Source organism: Streptomyces sp. NBC_01426 (assembly GCF_036231985.1).
Classification (GTDB): domain Bacteria; phylum Actinomycetota; class Actinomycetes; order Streptomycetales; family Streptomycetaceae; genus Streptomyces.
In genome coordinates this window covers 6,325,327-6,345,690 of the sequence record NZ_CP109500.1, presented here as the reverse complement: position 1 = coordinate 6,345,690, position 20,364 = coordinate 6,325,327, and the positions used below count along the sequence as shown (strand labels likewise).

Genomic DNA, 20,364 nt, shown 5'->3' with positions numbered 1-20,364 from the left:
GTCTCACATGCTCGGCTCAGTGATCGCCGGCGCCGTCCACGACCGCCGCCCACTCGTCGAGCAGTGCCTGTGCGGACGCGTCGTCGGGGCCCTCGGCCCAGAGGTGCGTGACGGCCTCGGCCGGGTCCGGCAGGACCAGCGCCCAGCGGCCGTCGGCCTCGACCACCCGCACACCGTCGGTGGTGTCCACCTGACGGTCTCCGGCGGCCTCCACGACCCGTCGCATGACGAGCCCCTTGACGGCCCAGGGCGTCGGCACGTCCCGCTTGAGCACGTGCGCCCGCGGAATGCGGGCGTCGATCTGGCTGAGGGTGAGCTGCGTGCGCGCCACCAGCCCGATCAGCTGCACGAAGGCCGCGGACCCGTCGAAGACGCTGCTGAACTCCGGGACGATGAATCCACCCCGGCCGTCGCCGCCGAAGATGGTGTTCTCGGCCCGGCCGACCCGCGTCAGGTCGTCCGGCGAGGTCGTCGTCCACTCCACCTGCGTCCCGTGGTACGCCGCCACCTGCTCGGCGACCCGGGTGGTGGTGACGGGCAGCGCCACCTTGCCGCTGCGCTTCTCCGCCGCGACCAGGTCGAGGAGGACCAGCAGGGCCCGGTCGTCCTCGATGATCCGCCCTCGCTCGTCGACCAGGGAGATCCGCTCGCCCACGGGGTCGAAGCGCACGCCGAAGGCCGCCCGCGAGGACGCGACGATCTCGCCCAGCCGCACCAGCCCGGCCCGCCGGGACTCCCTGGTCTCGGTCGGTCGGGACTCGTCGAGCCCGGGGTTCACGGTGAGCGCGTCCACGCCCAGTCGACCGAGCAGGCTCGGCAGGACCAGGCCCGCGCTGCCGTTCGAGGCGTCGACGACGACCTTGAGTCCGGAGTCAGCGACCCCGGTGATGTCCACGCGCCGCAGCAGCGAGCCCGTGTACGCGTCGAAGACGCTGCCCGGGAACTGCAGGTCTCCGATCTCGCCGGGGAACGCGCGCCGGTACTCCTGGCGTGCGTACACCCGGTCCAGCTTGCGCTGTTGCTGGAGCGAGAGGTCTGCTCCGCGCTCGTCGAGGAACATGATGTCGACCGAGTCCGGCACCCCGGGTGAGGTACGGAGCACGATGCCGCCGGCGCTTCCTCGCGCGGTCTGCTGCCGGGCCACGGGCAGTGGCACGTTCTCCAGGTCGCGGACGTTGATGGCGCTGGCCTGGAGCGCCGAGATCACGGCACGCTTGAGTGCTCTCGCGCCTCGGGAGTGGTCTCGGGCCGTGGTGACGATGGCACCCTTCTTCAGGGTCGTCGCGTAGGCGCCGGCGAGCCGAACCACCAGTTCGGGGGTGATCTCGACGTTCAGGATGCCGGAGACCCCACGCGCGCCGAACAGATGTGCCTGTCCCCGCGACTCCCAGATCACCGACGTGTTGACGAAGGCACCGGCTTCGATCGTCTTGAAGGGGTAGACGCGTACGTTCCCCTGGACGATGGATTCCTCGCCGACGAGGCACTCGTCGCCGATGACGGCCCCGTCCTCGATCCGGGCAGCCCGCATGATGTCGGTGTTCTTGCCGATCACGCAGCCGCGCAGATTGCTGTGGGGGCCGATGTACACGTTGTCGTGGATGACGGCCCTGTGGAGGAAGGCGCCGCTCTTGACGACCACGTTGGATCCGATGACCGTGTGCTCGCGGATCTCGACGCCGGCCTCGACCTTGGCGTAGTCGCCGATGTAGAGGGGTCCGCGCAGTACCGCGTCCGGGCTCACCTCGGCGCCCTCGGCGATCCACACCCCGGGGGAGATCTCGAAGCCGTCCATGTCGACCTGGACCTTGCCTTCGAGTACGTCGGCCTGCGCCTTGACGTAGCTCTCGTGGGTGCCGACGTCCTCCCAGTAGCCTTCGGCGACGTAGCCGTAGATCGGCCGGCCTTCCTTCATGAGCTGAGGGAAGACGTCGCCGGACCAGTCCACCGACACGTCCGGGTCGACGTAGTTGAAGACCTCGGGCTCCATGACGTAGATACCGGTGTTGACGGTGTCCGAGAACACCTGTCCCCACGTCGGCTTCTCCAGGAAGCGCTCGACCTTTCCTTCCTCGTCCACGATGGTGATGCCGAATTCCAGGGGATTCGGCACGCGGGTGAGGCACACCGTGACCAGTGCGCCCTTCTCCTTGTGGAAGTTGATGAGATCGGTGAGATCGAAGTCGGTGAGTGCGTCGCCGGAAATGACGAGGAAAGAGTCGTCCTTCAAGGCCTCCTCGGCATTTTTCACGCTGCCGGCGGTGCCGAGTGGCTTCTCCTCGTTGGCATACGTGAGTTCCATTCCGAGCTCTTCGCCGTCACCGAAGTAGTTCTTGACGAGGGACGCCAGGAACTGAACGGTAACCACGGTCTCGCTGAGCCCATGCCGCTTGAGCAGCCTGAGCACGTGCTCCATGATGGGCCGGTTGGCGACCGGTAGGAGCGGCTTGGGCATGCTTGAGGTCATCGGGCGAAGACGCGTACCTTCGCCACCGGCCATCACGACGGCCTTCATGTCGGAAGAGTCCTCCTTGAGAGATGACGGTCAGCCGACCTCACCCGTCTCGGACGGTGACTTCGCAACTCCTCCGCGTCAGTACCGGCGTCGAGCAAGTTCAATCGGCCGTGGCATCCGCCTTGACCAGACGGCGGACCTGCACCACGTAAAGGATTCCTGCCCACCAATAGAGGGTTGTACCCCATCCGGCGAACGCCCATCCGAAAACTGACGCCATCCAGGCCAACCAGCCGGTTCCGTCACTGAGCAGCAGCAAGGGGAACGCGTACATCAGGTTGAAGGTCGCGGCCTTGCCCAGGAAGTTGACCTGGGGCGGCGGATAGCCGTGTCGCCTCAGGATCCACACCATGACCAGCAACATCAGCTCTCGCGCGAGCAGGGCCGCGGTGAGCCAGATGGGCAGGATCTCGCGCCAGGTCAGGCCGAACAGCGTGGTCAGGATGTACAGACGGTCCGCGGCGGGGTCGAGCAGCCGGCCCAGATTGCTGATCTGATTCCAGCGGCGCGCGAGTTTCCCGTCCAGGTAGTCGGTGATCCCGCTGAGCATGAGAACGGCCAGGGCCCAACCGTCGTGCCCCGCCAGGATCAGCCAGAGGAACAGCGGCACGCCGGCGAGGCGCGCCATGCTGAGGATGTTGGGAATGGTGAAAATTCGGTCGGTCTGAACCCGAGTCTCCTGGACCTCCACCCGGGGGCCTCCACTGTGACTGTAGAAATAATTGAAGTCGATGCCCCCTGACCCTACAGGAGACCGCTACCCGGCCTGGAACGCAGAAAAGCCCCGCACCCTGAAGGGTGCGGGGCTTTCCCACAATGATTGTTCGGCGGCGTCCTACTCTCCCACAGGGTCCCCCCTGCAGTACCATCGGCGCTGAAAGGCTTAGCTTCCGGGTTCGGAATGTAAACCGGGCGTTTCCCTAACGCTATGACCACCGAAACACTATGAAGTTAACCAACCGGATATGAACACAGTTCGTTACTTCAGAACTAACACAGTGGACGCGAGCAACTGAGGACAAGCCCTCGGCCTATTAGTACCAGTCAGCTCCACCCGTTACCGGGCTTCCACATCTGGCCTATCAACCCAGTCGTCTACTGGGAGCCTTACCCTCTCAAGGAGGTGGGAATACTCATCTTGAAGCAGGCTTCCCGCTTAGATGCTTTCAGCGGTTATCCCTCCCGAACGTAGCCAACCAGCCATGCCCTTGGCAGGACAACTGGCACACCAGAGGTTCGTCCGTCCCGGTCCTCTCGTACTAGGGACAGCCCTTCTCAATATTCCTACGCGCACAGCGGATAGGGACCGAACTGTCTCACGACGTTCTAAACCCAGCTCGCGTACCGCTTTAATGGGCGAACAGCCCAACCCTTGGGACCGACTCCAGCCCCAGGATGCGACGAGCCGACATCGAGGTGCCAAACCATCCCGTCGATATGGACTCTTGGGGAAGATCAGCCTGTTATCCCCGGGGTACCTTTTATCCGTTGAGCGACGGCGCTTCCACAAGCCACCGCCGGATCACTAGTCCCGACTTTCGTCCCTGCTCGACCCGTCGGTCTCACAGTCAAGCTCCCTTGTGCACTTACACTCAACACCTGATTGCCAACCAGGCTGAGGGAACCTTTGGGCGCCTCCGTTACTCTTTGGGAGGCAACCGCCCCAGTTAAACTACCCATCAGACACTGTCCCTGATCCGGATCACGGACCGAGGTTAGACATCCAGCACGACCAGAGTGGTATTTCAACGGCGACTCCACAACCACTGGCGTGGCTGCTTCAAAGTCTCCCACCTATCCTACACAAGCCGAACCGAACACCAATATCAAACTATAGTAAAGGTCCCGGGGTCTTTCCGTCCTGCTGCGCGAAACGAGCATCTTTACTCGTAGTGCAATTTCACCGGGCCTATGGTTGAGACAGTCGAGAAGTCGTTACGCCATTCGTGCAGGTCGGAACTTACCCGACAAGGAATTTCGCTACCTTAGGATGGTTATAGTTACCACCGCCGTTTACTGGCGCTTAAGTTCTCAGCTTCGCACGCCCGAAAGCGCACTAACCGGTCCCCTTAACGTTCCAGCACCGGGCAGGCGTCAGTCCGTATACATCGCCTTACGGCTTCGCACGGACCTGTGTTTTTAGTAAACAGTCGCTTCTCGCTGGTCTCTGCGGCCACCCCCAGCTCAAGCAGCAAGTGCTATCACCGGTGATGGCCCCCCTTCTCCCGAAGTTACGGGGGCATTTTGCCGAGTTCCTTAACCATAGTTCACCCGAACGCCTCGGTATTCTCTACCTGACCACCTGAGTCGGTTTAGGGTACGGGCCGCCATGAAACTCGCTAGAGGCTTTTCTCGACAGCATAGGATCATCCACTTCACCACAATCGGCTCGGCATCAGGTCTCAGCCTTAATGAGGGACGGATTTGCCTACCCCTCGGCCTACACCCTTACCCCGGGACTACCACCGCCCGGGTTGGACTACCTTCCTGCGTCACCCCATCGCTTACCTACTACCACCTTGGGCCGGCGGCTCCACCACTTTCCTTTCCCCGAAGGGTCCGGAACGGCTTCACGGCCTTAGCATTAGAGGATTCGATATTGGGCGTTTCAAAGCGGGTACCGGAATATCAACCGGTTGTCCATCGACTACGCCTGTCGGCCTCGCCTTAGGTCCCGACTTACCCTGGGCAGATCAGCTTGACCCAGGAACCCTTAGTCAATCGGCGCACACGTTTCTCACGTGTGTATCGCTACTCATGCCTGCATTCTCACTCGTGAACCGTCCACAACTAGCTTCCGCTGCTGCTTCACCCGGCACACGACGCTCCCCTACCCATCCCAGCCCCCGTTGGGGGTATGTGCTGGAATGACACGACTTCGGCGGTACGCTTGAGCCCCGCTACATTGTCGGCGCGGAATCACTTGACCAGTGAGCTATTACGCACTCTTTCAAGGGTGGCTGCTTCTAAGCCAACCTCCTGGTTGTCTCTGCGACTCCACATCCTTTCCCACTTAGCGTACGCTTGGGGGCCTTAGTCGATGCTCTGGGCTGTTTCCCTCTCGACCATGGAGCTTATCCCCCACAGTCTCACTGCCGTGCTCTCACTTACCGGCATTCGGAGTTTGGCTAAGGTCAGTAACCCGGTAGGGCCCATCGCCTATCCAGTGCTCTACCTCCGGCAAGAAACACACGACGCTGCACCTAAATGCATTTCGGGGAGAACCAGCTATCACGGAGTTTGATTGGCCTTTCACCCCTAACCACAGGTCATCCCCCAGGTTTTCAACCCTGGTGGGTTCGGTCCTCCACGAAGTCTTACCTCCGCTTCAACCTGCCCATGGCTAGATCACTCCGCTTCGGGTCTAGAGCGTGCAACTCAATCGCCCTATTCGGACTCGCTTTCGCTACGGCTTCCCCACACGGGTTAACCTCGCTACACACCGCTAACTCGCAGGCTCATTCTTCAAAAGGCACGCAGTCACGACGCATTGAGTAAACTCAATGCGCGACGCTCCCACGGCTTGTAGGCACACGGTTTCAGGTACTATTTCACTCCGCTCCCGCGGTACTTTTCACCATTCCCTCACGGTACTATCCGCTATCGGTCACCAGGGAATATTTAGGCTTAGCGGGTGGTCCCGCCAGATTCACACGGGATTTCTCGGGCCCCGTGCTACTTGGGAGATTCTTAAGCAAGCCGCTGATGTTTCGTCTACGGGGGTCTTACCCTCTACGCCGGACCTTTCGCATGTCCTTCGACTACATCAACGGTTTCTGACTCGCCGACCGGCCGGCAGACCGATCAAAAGAATTCCCACAACCCCGCATGCGCAACCCCTGCCGGGTATCACACGCATACGGTTTGGCCTCATCCGGTTTCGCTCGCCACTACTCCCGGAATCACGGTTGTTTTCTCTTCCTGAGGGTACTGAGATGTTTCACTTCCCCTCGTTCCCTCCACACTGCCTATGTGTTCAGCAGTGGGTGACAGCCCATGACGACTGCCGGGTTTCCCCATTCGGACACCCCCGGATCAAAGCTCAGTTGGCAGCTCCCCGGGGCCTATCGCGGCCTCTCACGTCCTTCATCGGTTCCTGGTGCCAAGGCATCCACCGTGTGCCCTTAAAAACTTGGCCACAGATGCTCGCGTCCACTGTGTAGTTCTCAAGCAACGACCAGTCACCCATCACCCTGATCCATACAGATCAAGTTCACTGGGGCCGGCATCGCGAAGATACAACCTTACGGCCGTACCCTCAGATACCCAACAACGTGCCAGGCACGACCCTCCATCAGTGAGTCACTTTCCACGCCGAAGCAGTACTTGTGATCCATCTGGAAGACCGTGCCAAATAATCAACGTTCCACCCATGAGCTGACCGTGCAGAACATTTGTCTGCAATCGGTACTGTGCTCCTTAGAAAGGAGGTGATCCAGCCGCACCTTCCGGTACGGCTACCTTGTTACGACTTCGTCCCAATCGCCAGTCCCACCTTCGACAGCTCCCTCCCTTACGGGTTGGGCCACCGGCTTCGGGTGTTACCGACTTTCGTGACGTGACGGGCGGTGTGTACAAGGCCCGGGAACGTATTCACCGCAGCAATGCTGATCTGCGATTACTAGCAACTCCGACTTCATGGGGTCGAGTTGCAGACCCCAATCCGAACTGAGACCGGCTTTTTGAGATTCGCTCCACCTCACGGTATCGCAGCTCATTGTACCGGCCATTGTAGCACGTGTGCAGCCCAAGACATAAGGGGCATGATGACTTGACGTCGTCCCCACCTTCCTCCGAGTTGACCCCGGCGGTCTCCTGTGAGTCCCCATCACCCCGAAGGGCATGCTGGCAACACAGGACAAGGGTTGCGCTCGTTGCGGGACTTAACCCAACATCTCACGACACGAGCTGACGACAGCCATGCACCACCTGTATACCGACCACAAGGGGGGCACTATCTCTAATGCTTTCCGGTATATGTCAAGCCTTGGTAAGGTTCTTCGCGTTGCGTCGAATTAAGCCACATGCTCCGCTGCTTGTGCGGGCCCCCGTCAATTCCTTTGAGTTTTAGCCTTGCGGCCGTACTCCCCAGGCGGGGAACTTAATGCGTTAGCTGCGGCACCGACGACGTGGAATGTCGCCAACACCTAGTTCCCAACGTTTACGGCGTGGACTACCAGGGTATCTAATCCTGTTCGCTCCCCACGCTTTCGCTCCTCAGCGTCAGTAATGGCCCAGAGATCCGCCTTCGCCACCGGTGTTCCTCCTGATATCTGCGCATTTCACCGCTACACCAGGAATTCCGATCTCCCCTACCACACTCTAGCTAGCCCGTATCGAATGCAGACCCGAGGTTAAGCCTCGGGCTTTCACATCCGACGTGACAAGCCGCCTACGAGCTCTTTACGCCCAATAATTCCGGACAACGCTTGCGCCCTACGTATTACCGCGGCTGCTGGCACGTAGTTAGCCGGCGCTTCTTCTGCAGGTACCGTCACTTTCGCTTCTTCCCTGCTGAAAGAGGTTTACAACCCGAAGGCCGTCATCCCTCACGCGGCGTCGCTGCATCAGGCTTTCGCCCATTGTGCAATATTCCCCACTGCTGCCTCCCGTAGGAGTCTGGGCCGTGTCTCAGTCCCAGTGTGGCCGGTCGCCCTCTCAGGCCGGCTACCCGTCGTCGCCTTGGTGGGCCATTACCCCACCAACAAGCTGATAGGCCGCGGGCTCATCCTTCACCGCCGGAGCTTTTAACCCCCACCCATGCAGGCAGGAGTGTTATCCGGTATTAGACCCCGTTTCCAGGGCTTGTCCCAGAGTGAAGGGCAGATTGCCCACGTGTTACTCACCCGTTCGCCACTAATCCACCCCGAAGGGCTTCATCGTTCGACTTGCATGTGTTAAGCACGCCGCCAGCGTTCGTCCTGAGCCAGGATCAAACTCTCCATGAATGTTTACCCGTAATCGGGTGCACACGCACTTAGAGCGGGCCGATCATGTCGGAATAAGACCGATCGACCACTGCGTCCTCGCTGTGTAATCGCCTGCAAGCACCACCATCCCGAAGGATGGCGACCTCACAGGTCTTTTTCAAAGGAACCTCATCCACCGAAATGGACGGGGTATCAACTTTTGGCGTTGATTTTTGGCACGTTGTTGAGTTCTCAAGGAACGGACGCTTCCTTTGTACTCACCCTCTCGGGCTTTCCTCCGGGCGCTTCCTTCGTGTCCGACTCTATCAGACTCTTTCGTGTCCGATTCCCGGTCGAAGCGGGTTTTGCTTTTGCCTTCCAGGGGGCCGCTTTCGCGTTTTCCCTTTTCGGCGATTCCGACTCTACCAGTGGATTTTCACGACTCCGACCACGCGCCGTTCTGCCAAAAGGCACACGGAAAGGCAGAGAGTGAAGATCAATACTGGAGAGGGGGTTCCCGTCCGTCAGCAGTTCGCGAGATGTTCACGCGGTGCGTCCCGGCGGGAGTCACGACAGTACAGGTCGACCAGTGCCCAGGCAAATCGATTCAGGCGTATGGTCTAGTCCACTACGTTGGTGTCGCGGCCGCACGTCGCAGCCCCTTTCGAGGGGTGCGCTTCATGCGGAACCGGGACATCTCATGACTTACCCTTCTCAAAGTATGCCGTCCAGGACAGGTTGTGACGGCGACACGAAGAAGCCCCACCCCTGGGAGGCCCCCCATGACCAGCGTGACGTCCCCACTTGCCGGGCGCGCCATCGGACTCGCGGCAGTGCCCGATCCGGTGTTCTCCGGCGCGATGGTGGGACCGGGCACCGCTATTGATCCCGTGCGCGAGCCCTCGGAGGCGGTGTCCCCCGTCGATGGTGTGGTCGTCTCCCTGCATCCGCACGCGTACGTGGTCGTCGACGGCGAAGGCCACGGGGTGCTGGTGCACCTCGGCATCGACACCGTGCAGCTCAACGGCGAGGGCTTCGAGCTGCTCGTGAACAAGGGCGACACCGTGACGCGCGGCCAGGCCGTCATCCGTTGGAACCCCGCCGCGGTCGAGGCCGCCGGCAAGTCCCCCGTCTGCCCCGTCGTGGCGCTTGAGGCGACTGCCGACTCGCTCTCCGACGTCGTCGACGACGGTGACGTCAAGAGCTCTGACGTTCTCTTCAGCTGGCAGTGACGTGTCCGCCTCCACAGGTGGGTCGGACATTCATCGCGGCGGCGGGGCCGTCGCTCAATCGGAGACGGGTGTAATGGAGACAACGCTGCGAGGCGTCGGCGTGAGTCACGGTGTGGCGATCGGCCAGGTCCGGCACATGGGCACGGCCGTTCTCGAACCGCCGGCCAAGCAGATCACCGCGGCCGAGGCGGAGCGCGAACAGGGGCGCGCCCGTCAGGCCGTGGAGGCTGTGTCGGCCGACCTCGTCGCGCGCGGCCAGCTGGCCGGGGGCGAGGCCCAGCACGTGCTGGAGGCTCAGGCCATGATCGCGACGGACCCCGAGCTGATGGCGGACGTCGACCGTCGGATCGCCGTCGGCAGTACGGCCGAGCGCGGCATCTACGACGCGTTCGCCTCCTACCGCGACCTGCTCGCGGGGGCCGGTGAGTACATGGCCGGACGCGTGGCCGACCTGGACGACGTGCGCAACCGCATCGTGGCGCGCCTGCTCGGTGTGCCGATGCCGGGCGTGCCCGACAGCGACGAGCCGTACGTGCTGATCGCCCGGGACCTCGCTCCCGCGGACACCGCGCTGCTCGACCCGGCGCTGGTCCTCGGATTCGTGACCGAGGAGGGTGGGCCGACCAGCCACAGCGCCATCCTCGCGCGGGCCCTGGGGGTACCGGCGATCGTGGCGCTGCCGGGTGCCGGTGAGATCGCCGAGGGCACCCTGATCGCCGTCGACGGCAGCACGGGTGACCTGTTCGTGGACCCGTCGGCCGAGAAGCGGGCCGAGCTGGAGGCCTCGGCGGCCGAGCGCAGGGCGGCTCTCGCCGCCTCGTCCGGTCCGGGCGCCACCTCCGACGGTCACAAGGTGCCGCTGCTGGCCAACGTCGGTGGTCCGGCGGACGTGCCGGCGGCCGTCGAGGCCGGGGCCGAGGGTGTGGGTCTGTTCCGCACCGAGTTCCTGTTCCTGGACGACAGCAAGAAGGCGCCGTCCGAGGAGAAGCAGGTCGAGTCGTACCGCAAGGTGCTGGAGGCCTTCCCCGAGGGGCGGGTCGTCGTACGTGTGCTGGACGCCGGGGCGGACAAGCCGCTGGACTTCCTGACCCCGGGCGACGAGCCGAACCCGGCGCTGGGTGTGCGCGGCCTTCGGTCGCTGCTGGACCACCCGGACGTGCTGCGCACGCAGCTCACCGCGCTGGCCAAGGCCGCCGCGGGGCTGCCGGTCTACCTTGAGGTCATGGCCCCGATGGTGGCCGACCGGGTCGATGCCAAGGCGTTCGCGGACGCGTGCCGCGAGGCCGGGCTGCAGGCGAAGTTCGGCGCGATGGTGGAGATCCCCTCCGCCGCGCTCCGGGCGCGCTCTATCCTCCAGGAGGTCGAGTTCCTGTCGCTGGGCACGAACGACCTGGCGCAGTACGCCTTCGCGGCCGACCGTCAGGTCGGGGCCGTGTCGCGGTTGCAGGACCCGTGGCAGCCCGCGCTGCTCGACCTGATCGCCATGTCGGCCGACGCCGCCAAGGCCGAGGGGAAGAGCTGTGGTGTCTGTGGCGAGGCCGCCTCGGATCCGCTGCTCGCCTGTGTGCTGACCGGTCTGGGTGTCACCTCTCTTTCCATGGGCGCCGCCTCGATCCCCTACGTGCGGGCGACGCTCGCCAAGCACACGCTCGCGCAGTGTGAGCGTGCCGCCGCGGCGGCGCGTGCGACGGACACCGCCGAGGAGGCCCGTGCGGCCGCCCAGGCGGTGCTGTCCGGCGAGTAGCCGGGGCACGTCGTTCGATGGAGGGGCCTTCGCCGGTGGCGAGGGCCCCTCGGTCGTTTCCGCGGTCGTTTGCCCCGCCCGTTCGGGTCAGTGGTGGGGGCCGGGATCGTCCACCTCGTAGCCGGGGCAGTACTCGACGCCCGGTTCCGGGGCCACCGGCTCACCGGTGTCGGCGTCGGTGCAGTAGGCGTTGAACACCGCCGCCGCGGAGAGGGGGACCAGCCGGCCCCGGTCCAGGCGCCAGCCGTGGACGCGGTCCCCGAACTCCTCGGTGGTGCTGCGCAGGACCAGTCCCCCGGCTCCGCCCAGGGCGATGCCGGCGGCCAGGACGGTCATGAAGTCGAGGCCTTCGCGGCCCTCGATCCGGGGTGGGCGGTCCTGGTCGGCGGTGGTGTCCGCGTGCAGCACGGCGACGAGCTGTTCCGTGTCGGTGGGGATGCTGCACACGAGGTGGTGGTGGCCGGGGCCGGCTCCGTCGACCAGGCGTTTCACCGCGTCGGCGGCCCGCTCGAAGGAGGCCCGGCCGATGTCCTCGCCGCAGTCCGCGCAGGTGCCGGCCTCGGCGAGGAGGGTGCCGGCGTACTCCCACGTGGCCTGGCGGACGGCCTCGTCGAGGAGGAGCGGGACCAGTTCGTCGATGGGTTGGCCCTGGTAGGGCAGGGCCGCGCCGCTGCCGGCGAGTCCGGCGGTGTAGCGGGTGCGGGTGTCGGCGGTGTCCGGGTCCAGGCCGTGGTCCGCGCAGTACTCGGCGTACTCCTCGGGATCGAAGAGGGCGACCGTGGTGTGGATGCCCTGGGCCGCGAGGGAGCGGAGCAGGGCGTCCACGTGGCGGAGGTAGTCCTGGTGGTCGTCGAAGGTGAAGCTCCGGTAGCCGCGCATGGCCGCGAAGTCCCCGGCGTCGGCCAGGAGGCCGACCGTGCCGGGGACTTCGCGACGCAGGGTGCGGCGCAGGGACCGGCGGCGCCGGGCTCCCGGGGTGTCGTTCGAGCGGATGTTCTTCGGTGGCATGGCTCCCCCTGAGTGATGCGACGATTCGCTCACTCAGCGTAACCATGGTCACTGACAGTCACTTTCGGGTGCGGGCCAGCTCCGCGTAGAAGTCGAGGAGTTCCGGACGGTCGACCGAGCCGAGGTTGACCGCCTTGGCCAGGGGCGCGCCCTGGAGGAGGCGCTTGACCGGGACCTCGATGCGCTTGCCTGTGAGGGTGTGCGGGACCGCCGGGACCTCGATGATCTCGTCGGGGACGTGCCGCGGGGAGAGTTCCGCGCGGATCGTGGCCTTGATGCGGTCGCGCAGGTCGTCGTCGAGGGTGGCGCCGGGCGCGAGGTGGACGAACAGCGGCATCCAGTAGCCGCCGTTCGGTTCCTCCAGGCCGATGACCAGGGACTCCTTGATCTCCGGAAGGCGTTCGACGGCCTCGTAGATGTCGGCGGATCCCATGCGGACGCCCTGCCGGTTGAGGGTGGAGTCGGAGCGGCCGTGGATGATCACCGAGCCGCGGTCGGTGAGGGTGATCCAGTCCCCGTGGCGCCAGACGCCGGGGAACATCTCGAAGTAGCTCTCGTGGTAGCGGCTGCCGTCGGGGTCGTTCCAGAAGTGGATCGGCATGGAGGGCATGGGGTTGGTGACGACGAGTTCGCCGACCTCGCCGATGACCGGCTTGCCGGCGGGGTCCCAGGCCTGGAGGTCGGTGCCGAGGCCGGGCGCCTGGAGTTCGCCGATGTACACGGGGAGGGTGGCGACCCCGCCCGCGAAGCAGCTGCACACGTCGGTGCCGCCGCTGACGGAGACGATCCAGAGGTCCTCGGCCACCTCGTCGTGCAGCCAGCGGAAGCCGTCGGGCGGGAGCGGGGAGCCGGTGGTGGCGACGGCCTTCACGGAGGAGAGGTCGAAGTCCCGGGAGGGATGGACCTCCGCCTTGCGGCAGGCCATCACGTACGCGGCGGAGGTGCCGTACAGGGTGGCCCGTGTCCGCTCCGCGATCCGCCACTGGGCGCCGGTGTCGGGGAACCCGGGGCTGCCGTCGTAGAGGACGACCGTGGTGCCGGTGAGCAGGCCGGAGACGAGGAAGTTCCACATCATCCAGCCGGTGGAGGTGTACCAGAAGAAGCGGTCCTCGGGCCCCAGCTCGCAGTGCAGGCCGATCTGCTTGAGGTGTTCGAGGAGGATGCCGCCCTGGGACTGGACGATGGCCTTGGGCAGGCCGGTCGTACCGGAGGAGTAGAGGACCCACAGCGGGTGGTCGAAGGGGACCGGCTCGAAGACGGGCTCGGTGTCGGCGGCGGTGAGGTCGGCCCAGGCGCGGGTGCCTTCGGGGGCGGGGGTGCCGAGGAGGGGGATGTGCACGACGGCGCGCAGGGAGGGGAGCTCGGCGCGCAGCTCGGCGACGGTGTCGCGGCGGTCGTGTTCCTTGCCGCCGTAGCGGTATCCGTCGACGGTGAACAGGACGACGGGTTCGACCTGCTGGAAGCGGTCCAGGACGCTGCGGGCGCCGAAGTCGGGGGCGCAGGAGGTCCAGACCCCGCCGACGGAGGCGGTGGCGAGGAAGGCGACGACGGCTTCGGGGATGTTGGGGAGGTAGCCGCTGACGCGGTCACCGGGGCGTACGCCCGCGGCGCGCAGTTCGGCGGCGAGCGAGCCGACCTGGCGGCGGAGCTCGGCCCAGGTGACGGGGGTGGGCTCGTGGGTCTCGTCGACGCTGATCAGGGCGGGTTCGTCGGCGCGGGCCGGGTCCTCGCCAGCGCGCAGGGCGTGTTCGGCGTAGTTGAGGGTGGAGCCGGTGAACCAGCGGGCGCCGGGCATGGAGCGGTCGGCGAGCACGGAGGTGTACGGGGTGGTGAACCGTACGTCGAACCATTCGGCGATGGCCTGCCAGAAGGTGTCGAGCGCGTCGACGGACCAGCTGTGCAGGGCCGGGTAGCCGCCGTCGGCGGGGGCTCCGAAGCGCTCGGCGGCCCAGGCCTGGAAGGCGGTGATCCTGGCCGCGGCGATCCGGTCGGGGCTCGGGGACCAGAGGGGTTCCGGCTGGGTGGCTGAGGTCATGGGTCGGCTCCCGGTCAAGTCTGTGGCTCGCGCTTCGTGTGCGTGGGTGCCGTCGCGCGTTCGGTGCGCGCGCGGCGGCTCACAGGGACCATGCCATGTGATCGACAGCAGCACCAGGGTCGTCATGGGCGGCGCGTTGTCCGCCCGCGTCGCCCGGCCGGCGGGTGAACGGGAGCTGAACGCCGCCCGCGCGGCCGAGGGGCGGTGGCAGGGTGAGCGGCATGGACGGTCGTGATCTGGTGCGTGCGGTGTTGGAGATCGGTACGGCGCGTGGGAGGCGCGCCTGGCGTTCGGCGTTGCGTCACCGGCGTGCGGACGCGGTGGGGCTCGCGCGCCGGGGCGCGGAGCGGGCGCGGGTGCCGGGGGTGCTCACGGGTACGGAGCCCCGGCCGGGCGGTGGTGTGCTGCGGTTCGCGCGGTCGGAGCTGCTGGTGCGGGTGACCGTGGGCGGGGCGGTGTTCTGGGGCTGGGACGGGGCGGAGCCGTCTCCGTCGCACGCGGTGGTGGGCGGCGGGCCGGAGCCGGATCCGCGGGCGGTGTTGGAGCCGGACACCGGGGGCGGCTGGCGGGTGGTGTCGGAGCGGGTGACGGTGGCGGTGTCCCGGCTCGGGGCGGTGGAGGTGCGCACGCCGGGCGGGACGGTGTTGCGGCGGGAGTTGCCGCCGCGCTGGTGGGAGCCGGTGGAGGGGGCCCCGGGCGGGGGTGGCGGGGCGCGGTGGCTGGTGCGGGCGGAGGTGCCGGCGGACGCCCGGTTCTTCGGGCTGGGTGGTCGGGCGGGCGGGCCCCGGCTGCGGGACGGGTCGTACCGGCTGTGGAACACCGATCCGAAGGGTGGGTTCGGGCCGGGTGACGATCCGCTGTACATCACCATGCCGGTGCAGTGGGTGGTGGCGGACGCGGGCACGCACCTGGCGTTCCACGACAACACGTGGGACGGGCGGGTGCTGCTGCGCGAGGGGCAGGAGGGGGCCGGGTCGGGGGCGGACCGGCCCGGTACGAGCGAACTGCGGCTGGAGGGCGGGCCGTTGCGCTGCTGGGTGTTGGTGGGGACGCCGGCCCGGGTGGCGCAGGGCTGGGCGGGGCTGACGGGCTCGCCGGCGGTGCCGCCGGAGTGGGCGTTGGGGTACCAGCACGCGCGGTGGGGGTTCGGGAGCGCGGCGGAGGTGCGGCGGGTGGTGGCGGGGTACGTGTCGCGGGGGTTGCCGTTGTCGGCCGTGCACCTGGACATCGACCACTACGACGGGCACCGGGTGTTCACGGTGGACCGGGAGCGGTTCCCGGATCTGTCGGGTCTGGCGCGGGAGTTGTCGGATCAGGGGGTGCGGCTGGTGTCGATCGTCGACCCGGCGGTGAAGGCGGGCGACGCGCTGCACGACGCGGGTCGGGAGGTGGGGCCGCGCGGGGCCTTCGTCCGGGACGCGGCGGGTGAGGAGGTCCGGGGTGAGGTGTGGCCGGGTGAGTGCGTGTATCCGGACTTCACGGATCCGGCGGTGCGCGCGTGGTGGGGCGGGTTGTACGAGGAACGGCTGAAGCAGGGCTTCGCCGGGGTGTGGCACGACATGAACGAGCCGGTGTCGTTCGCCCCGTTCGGGGACGCGACCCTGCCGAGGTCGGCGCGGCACTCGCTGGAGGGGGCCGGCGGGGATCACCGGGCCGCCCACAACGTGTACGCGCTCGGGATGGCGCGGGCCGGATGGGAGGGGTTGGTGCGGCTGCGGCCCGAGGAGCGGCCGTTCCTCTTCTCCCGTTCGGGGTGGGCGGGGATGCAGCGCTACGGGGGCACCTGGTCGGGGGACGTGGAGAGCGGGTGGGAGGGGCTGCGGGCTTCGCTGGCGCTGGTGTTGGGGCTCGGTTTGTGCGGGGTGCCGTACTCGGGGCCGGACGTGGGCGGTTTCGGTGGTTCGCCGTCCCCGGAGCTGTACCTGCGGTGGTTGCAGTTGGGGGCGTACCTGCCGTTCTTCCGGACCCACTCGGCGATCTGGGCGGGGCGGCGGGAGCCGTGGGAGTTCGGGCCGGAGGTGGCGGAGCACGCGCGGGGGGTGCTGGCGGAGCGGGAGCGGCTGCGGCCCTACCTGGTGACGCTGGCCCACCTGGCGCGGCGGACGGGCGCCCCGTACGTGCGGCCGTTGTGGTGGGGGGCGCCGGAGGACCGGGTGCTGCGGGACTGCGAGGACGCGTTCCTGTTGGGGGACGCACTGTTGGTGGCGCCGGTGTTGGAGTGCGGGGCGGACCGGCGGGCGGTGCGGCTGCCGCGCGGGCGCTGGTACGACACGGTGACGGAGGCGGTGTACGAGGGGCCCGGGCAGGTGCTGTCGGACGCTCCGCCGGGCCGGATGCCGGTGTTGGCGCGGGCGGGTTCGGTGGTGCCGGTGCGGGGCGGGGACGGGTCGGTGGTCCTGGAGGTGTGGGCTCCGGCGCGGGGGCGCACCGGCGGCGGGGTGGTGATCCGGGATCCGGGGCCGGGGTTCGAGCCGGGCGTGGTGGAGCGGTACTCCGTGCGGTGGGTCGGGGACGCGGTGGTGGTGGAGGACGAGGCCGGGGAGGTGGTGGAGGGGGTCGTGGTGCGGGGGCTCTGAGGGCTGTCGCCGGGGGTGTCAGGCGTAGGAGCCGGCGAACCAGGCGGCCGCCGCCTCGGTGTGCAGGGGGAACGCCAGGTCGGTCGGTTCGCGCAGCAGGTGCCAGCCGGTGGTCTCGTCGGTGGGGACGGACGCGGGGAGGTCGGCGGCCGGGCGGCGGGGCAGCAGGCCGAAGAGGAGCAGGTGGCCGGCCGGTGAGCTCTTGGCGTCGGCGAGGGTGACCTCGCCGGCGTCGGCTTCGATGCCGGTCTCCTCGCGCAGTTCGCGGACCACCGCTTCCCGCCAGTCCTCGCCGAAGTCGATGAAGCCGCCGGGGAGGGCGACGCCGCCCAGGGCCGGTTCGATGGTGCGGGTGATGACGACCAGGCCGGTGCCGTCGGCGTCCTCGACGGGGAGGAGGGTGACGGCCACCGGGAGCGGGTTGCGGTAGGCGGTGGCGCCGCACGCGGTGCACGTACGGGGCCAGGCGGTGGTGTCGAACGGGGCTCCGCAGGTGGAGCAGTGCGCGTTCCTCGGCTGTTCCGGCATCCGGTGATGGTATGCCAGGGCGCATGAGGACGATGGTGGTCGTGGCGTTGTCGGGTGCGCTGGTGACGGGTCCGACGGGGCCCCCGCCGGCGGGGTTCGTGGCGGAGGAGGTCGCGCCGGCGGGGTTCGTGGCGTTGGCGGACGTGGATCCGACGATCGGTCAGGACGTGCGGTACGCGTCGGCGCGGAACTTCACGGGTCGGCCCGTCGAGGGGTACGAGGAGCCCGTCTGTCTGCTCGCCCGACCGGCCGCGGAGGCTTTGCGGAGGGCTCAGGCACGGCTGTTGCGCGCGGGCCTGTCGCTGCTCGTGTACGACTGCTACCGGCCGCAGCGGGCCGTGGACCGGTTCGTGCGGTGGGCCGCGGACGAGGGCGACCGGGCGACGAAGGAGGAGTTCTATCCGCAGGTGGACAAGTCCCGGCTGATCCCGGAGGGCTATGTGGCCCCGAGGTCGGGGCACAGTCGCGGGAGCACCGTGGACGTGACGTTGGTGCGGGTGCCGGGTGGGGGGCCGGTGGACATGGGGACGGCGTTCGACTTCTTCGATCCGCTCTCCCACACCGCCGATCCGCGGGTGGTCGGTGCGGCGCGGGAGAACCGGGAGGTGTTGGGGCGGGCGCTGGCCGGGCAGGGTTTCGTGAACCTTCCGCAGGAGTGGTGGCACTTCACGTACCGTCCCGAGGCCTTCCCCGACCGGTACTTCGACTTCCCGGTCTCTGTCGCGGCGGTGCGGCCCTGAGTACGGTGCCCGCATGACTTTCGGTTCGTACGAGGAATTCTGGCCCTACTACGTCGCGATGCACTCCAAGGCCGCGACCCGCTGGGTGCACCTCACGGGGACGCTCGGTGGGCTCGCCCTGTCCGTGTACGGGGTGGCACGCGGCCGTCGGCGCCACCTCGCCGCCCTGCCGCTGATCGGTTACGGGACGGCCTGGCCGGCGCACTTCCTCATCGAGGGGAACAACCCGGCCACCTTCGGGCATCCGGGCTGGTCGCTGCGCGGGGACGCGCGGATGATCCGGATGATGCTGGCCGGGCGGGACGCGGAGCTGGACGAGATCGCCCGGAAGTGGCTCGCCGAGAACCGGTGACCGGGAGCCGACCCCGTGCGAGACTTTCTGACGATCCGTCAGAAGTCGATTCGGGGAGGGGCCTTGGAACGCACACGCACACCCGTCGTGAGCGGATGGTTCACCGGGACGGAGGCGGGCGGCGATTTCCGGCTGCTCGGCACCCGGTGTTCCGCCTGCGCCGCCGTGTTCTTCCCGCGCGAGGACGCCTGCTGCCGCAACCCGCACTGCCCGGGTGACGGGCGGCTCGTGGAGGTGCCGCTGTCCCCGCGCGGGCGGGTCTGGTCCTACACGGACGGGCGGTACCGGCCCCCCGCGCCCTACGTGTCCGACCCCGCCGAGCCCTGGGAGCCGTACACCCTGGTCGCGGTGGAGCTGGAGGCCGAGGGCATGGTCGTGCTCGGGCAGGCGGCGCCCGGGGTGACCGTCGCCGACCTGGCGGTCGGGATGGAGGTCGAGGTGGTCGGCGGGGTGCTGAACGAGGACGACGAGACCGTCTGGACCACGTGGCGGTTCCGGCCGGTGGAGGTGCGCGCGTGAGCGCCGACGTGGCCGTCCTCGGGGCCGGGATGCATCCGTGGGGCAAGTGGGGTCGGGGGTTCGTCGAGTACGGCCGGATCGCCGCCCGGTCGGCGCTGGCCGACGCACGGCTGGACTGGACCGACGTGCAGTCGATCGTCGGGGCCGACACCGTGCGCTCGGGCTATCCCGGTTACGTGGCCGGGGCGACCTTCGCGCAGGCGCTCGGCTGGCAGGGGGCTCGCGTGACCAGCGTGTACGCGGCCTGCGCGTCCGGTGCCCAGGCCATCGGGGCGGCCCGGGCGCAGATCCTGGCCGGGCTGGCCGACGTGGTGCTGGTGGTGGGCGCGGACGCCGCCCCCAAGGGGTTCTTCGCCCCTGCCGGCGGGAACCGGCCGGACGATCCGGACTGGTTGCGCTTCCGGGTGCTGGGCGCCACCAACCCGGCGTACTTCGCGCTGTACGCCCGCCGGCGGATGGCCCTCTACGGTGACACCGGTGAGGACTTCGCGCGCGTCAAGGTGAAGAACGCGGCGGCGGGCGCGCTCAACCCGCACGCCCGCTACCGCAAGACGGTGACCGCCGAGGAGGTGACGGCCTCCGCGATCGTCGCCGACCCGCTGCGGCTGCTGGACATCTGCGCCACCTCCGACGGGGGCGCCGCGCTGGTGCTGAGCAGCATGGACTACGCCCGCTCGCGGGGGGTCGCGGACCCGGTGCGGATCCGGGCGGTGTCGACGGTGACGCCCACGTATCCCCGTACCGTCCTCGACCTGCCGGACATCGCCACCGATTCGATGACCGCCGTACGGCCTGCGGCCGGGTCCTTCCGGGCGTCCATCGCGCGCGCCGCGTACGAGGAGGCGGGGCTGGGGCCGGACGACCTGTCGCTCGCGGAGGTGTACGACCTGTCCACGGCACTGGAGTTGGACTGGTACGAGGACATCGGCCTCTGCGGTGAGGGTGAGGGCGCCAAGCTCGTCCGGGAGGGGGCGACCGCGCTCGGGGGCCGGGTTCCGGTCAACACCAGCGGCGGGCTGGCCTCCTTCGGGGAGGCGGTGCCGGCGCAGGCGATAGCCCAGGTGTGCGAGCTGACCTGGCAGTTGCGGGGCACGGCCGGGGAGCGGCAGGTGCCGGGCGCGCGGGCCGGGATCACCGCGAACCAGGGGCTGTTCGGGCACGGATCGGCCGTCGTCGTCGTACGGTGACCCGCGCACGGCGGCGGCT

General features: G+C 67.6%; 13 protein-coding genes and 3 rRNA genes. 8 read left to right on the top strand and 8 right to left on the bottom strand.

What is annotated here, in order from left to right; translation table 11 throughout:
* Nucleotides 1–16: 16 nt before the first annotated feature.
* The 5 genes from OG906_RS28330 to OG906_RS28310 form a co-directional block, all read right to left on the bottom strand.
* Nucleotides 17–2,515, bottom strand: coding sequence for a mannose-1-phosphate guanyltransferase (locus OG906_RS28330; protein WP_329446799.1), 2,499 nt, complete (start codon nt 2,513–2,515; stop codon nt 17–19).
* A 100-nt stretch (nt 2,516–2,615) separates the two neighbouring features.
* A complete protein-coding gene (locus tag OG906_RS28325) occupies nt 2,616–3,206 on the bottom strand; it encodes a CDP-alcohol phosphatidyltransferase family protein (protein WP_053683747.1) in 591 nt (196 codons plus the stop codon).
* A 131-nt stretch (nt 3,207–3,337) separates the two neighbouring features.
* A 5S ribosomal RNA gene (gene rrf / locus OG906_RS28320) occupies nt 3,338–3,455 on the bottom strand.
* Nucleotides 3,456–3,529: 74 nt separating this feature from the next.
* Nucleotides 3,530–6,653 (bottom strand): 23S ribosomal RNA (locus tag OG906_RS28315).
* Nucleotides 6,654–6,938: 285 nt separating this feature from the next.
* Nucleotides 6,939–8,463, bottom strand: a 16S ribosomal RNA gene (locus OG906_RS28310).
* Together the 16S, 23S and 5S rRNA genes form the textbook arrangement of a ribosomal RNA operon.
* Before the next feature lie 743 nt (nt 8,464–9,206).
* On the opposite strand from OG906_RS28310, the gene OG906_RS28305 reads away from it, so the two are divergent.
* On the top strand, nt 9,207–9,656 hold the full coding sequence (locus tag OG906_RS28305; protein WP_329446797.1) for a PTS sugar transporter subunit IIA: 450 nt from the start codon (nt 9,207–9,209) through the stop codon (nt 9,654–9,656).
* A 73-nt stretch (nt 9,657–9,729) separates the two neighbouring features.
* Entirely contained in the window at nt 9,730–11,400 is a 1,671-nt protein-coding gene (gene ptsP / locus OG906_RS28300) for a phosphoenolpyruvate--protein phosphotransferase (protein ID WP_329446795.1), read from the top strand.
* An 87-nt stretch (nt 11,401–11,487) separates the two neighbouring features.
* Here ptsP and OG906_RS28295 read toward each other — a convergent pair whose 3' ends face one another.
* Together OG906_RS28295 and OG906_RS28290 are read right to left on the bottom strand one after the other, a co-directional pair.
* Complete coding sequence (locus OG906_RS28295; RefSeq protein ID WP_329446794.1) at nt 11,488–12,408, bottom strand: hypothetical protein; 921 nt, start codon at nt 12,406–12,408, stop codon at nt 11,488–11,490.
* Nucleotides 12,409–12,466: 58 nt separating this feature from the next.
* Entirely contained in the window at nt 12,467–14,443 is a 1,977-nt protein-coding gene (locus OG906_RS28290; protein WP_267799470.1) for an acetoacetate--CoA ligase, read from the bottom strand.
* A 97-nt stretch (nt 14,444–14,540) separates the two neighbouring features.
* Between OG906_RS28290 and OG906_RS28285 the strand changes: the two genes are divergently transcribed.
* Nucleotides 14,541–14,678 carry a hypothetical protein gene (locus OG906_RS28285; protein ID WP_266951562.1) on the top strand — a complete coding sequence of 46 codons (138 nt, stop codon included), beginning with the start codon at nt 14,541–14,543 and terminating at the stop codon, nt 14,676–14,678.
* Nucleotides 14,665–17,019, top strand: coding sequence for a glycoside hydrolase family 31 protein (locus OG906_RS28280; protein ID WP_329446790.1), 2,355 nt, complete (start codon nt 14,665–14,667; stop codon nt 17,017–17,019). Before OG906_RS28285 ends, OG906_RS28280 begins: the two co-directional genes overlap by 14 nt.
* A gap of 18 nt (nt 17,020–17,037) precedes the next feature.
* Here OG906_RS28280 and OG906_RS28275 read toward each other — a convergent pair whose 3' ends face one another.
* On the bottom strand, nt 17,038–17,547 hold the full coding sequence (locus tag OG906_RS28275; protein WP_329446789.1) for an NUDIX domain-containing protein: 510 nt from the start codon (nt 17,545–17,547) through the stop codon (nt 17,038–17,040).
* Between the two features lie 23 nt (nt 17,548–17,570).
* Here OG906_RS28275 and OG906_RS28270 point away from each other — a divergent pair, with 23 nt between their 5' ends.
* The 4 genes from OG906_RS28270 (at nt 17,571) to OG906_RS28255 (ending at nt 20,345) form a co-directional block, all read left to right on the top strand.
* Nucleotides 17,571–18,287: a M15 family metallopeptidase gene (locus tag OG906_RS28270; RefSeq protein ID WP_329446787.1), complete on the top strand. Its 717-nt coding sequence runs from the start codon at nt 17,571–17,573 to the stop codon at nt 18,285–18,287.
* 13 nt (nt 18,288–18,300) lie between these two features.
* Nucleotides 18,301–18,639, top strand: a complete 339-nt coding sequence (locus OG906_RS28265) for a DUF962 domain-containing protein (protein WP_329446786.1) — start codon at nt 18,301–18,303, stop codon at nt 18,637–18,639.
* A gap of 63 nt (nt 18,640–18,702) precedes the next feature.
* Nucleotides 18,703–19,158 (top strand): Zn-ribbon domain-containing OB-fold protein, encoded by a 456-nt coding sequence (locus tag OG906_RS28260; protein ID WP_267799466.1) that lies wholly within the window; start codon nt 18,703–18,705, stop codon nt 19,156–19,158.
* On the top strand, nt 19,155–20,345 hold the full coding sequence (locus OG906_RS28255) for a lipid-transfer protein (protein ID WP_329446783.1): 1,191 nt from the start codon (nt 19,155–19,157) through the stop codon (nt 20,343–20,345). The genes OG906_RS28260 and OG906_RS28255 overlap by 4 nt, the downstream gene beginning before the upstream one ends.
* Nucleotides 20,346–20,364: the final 19 nt, after the last annotated feature.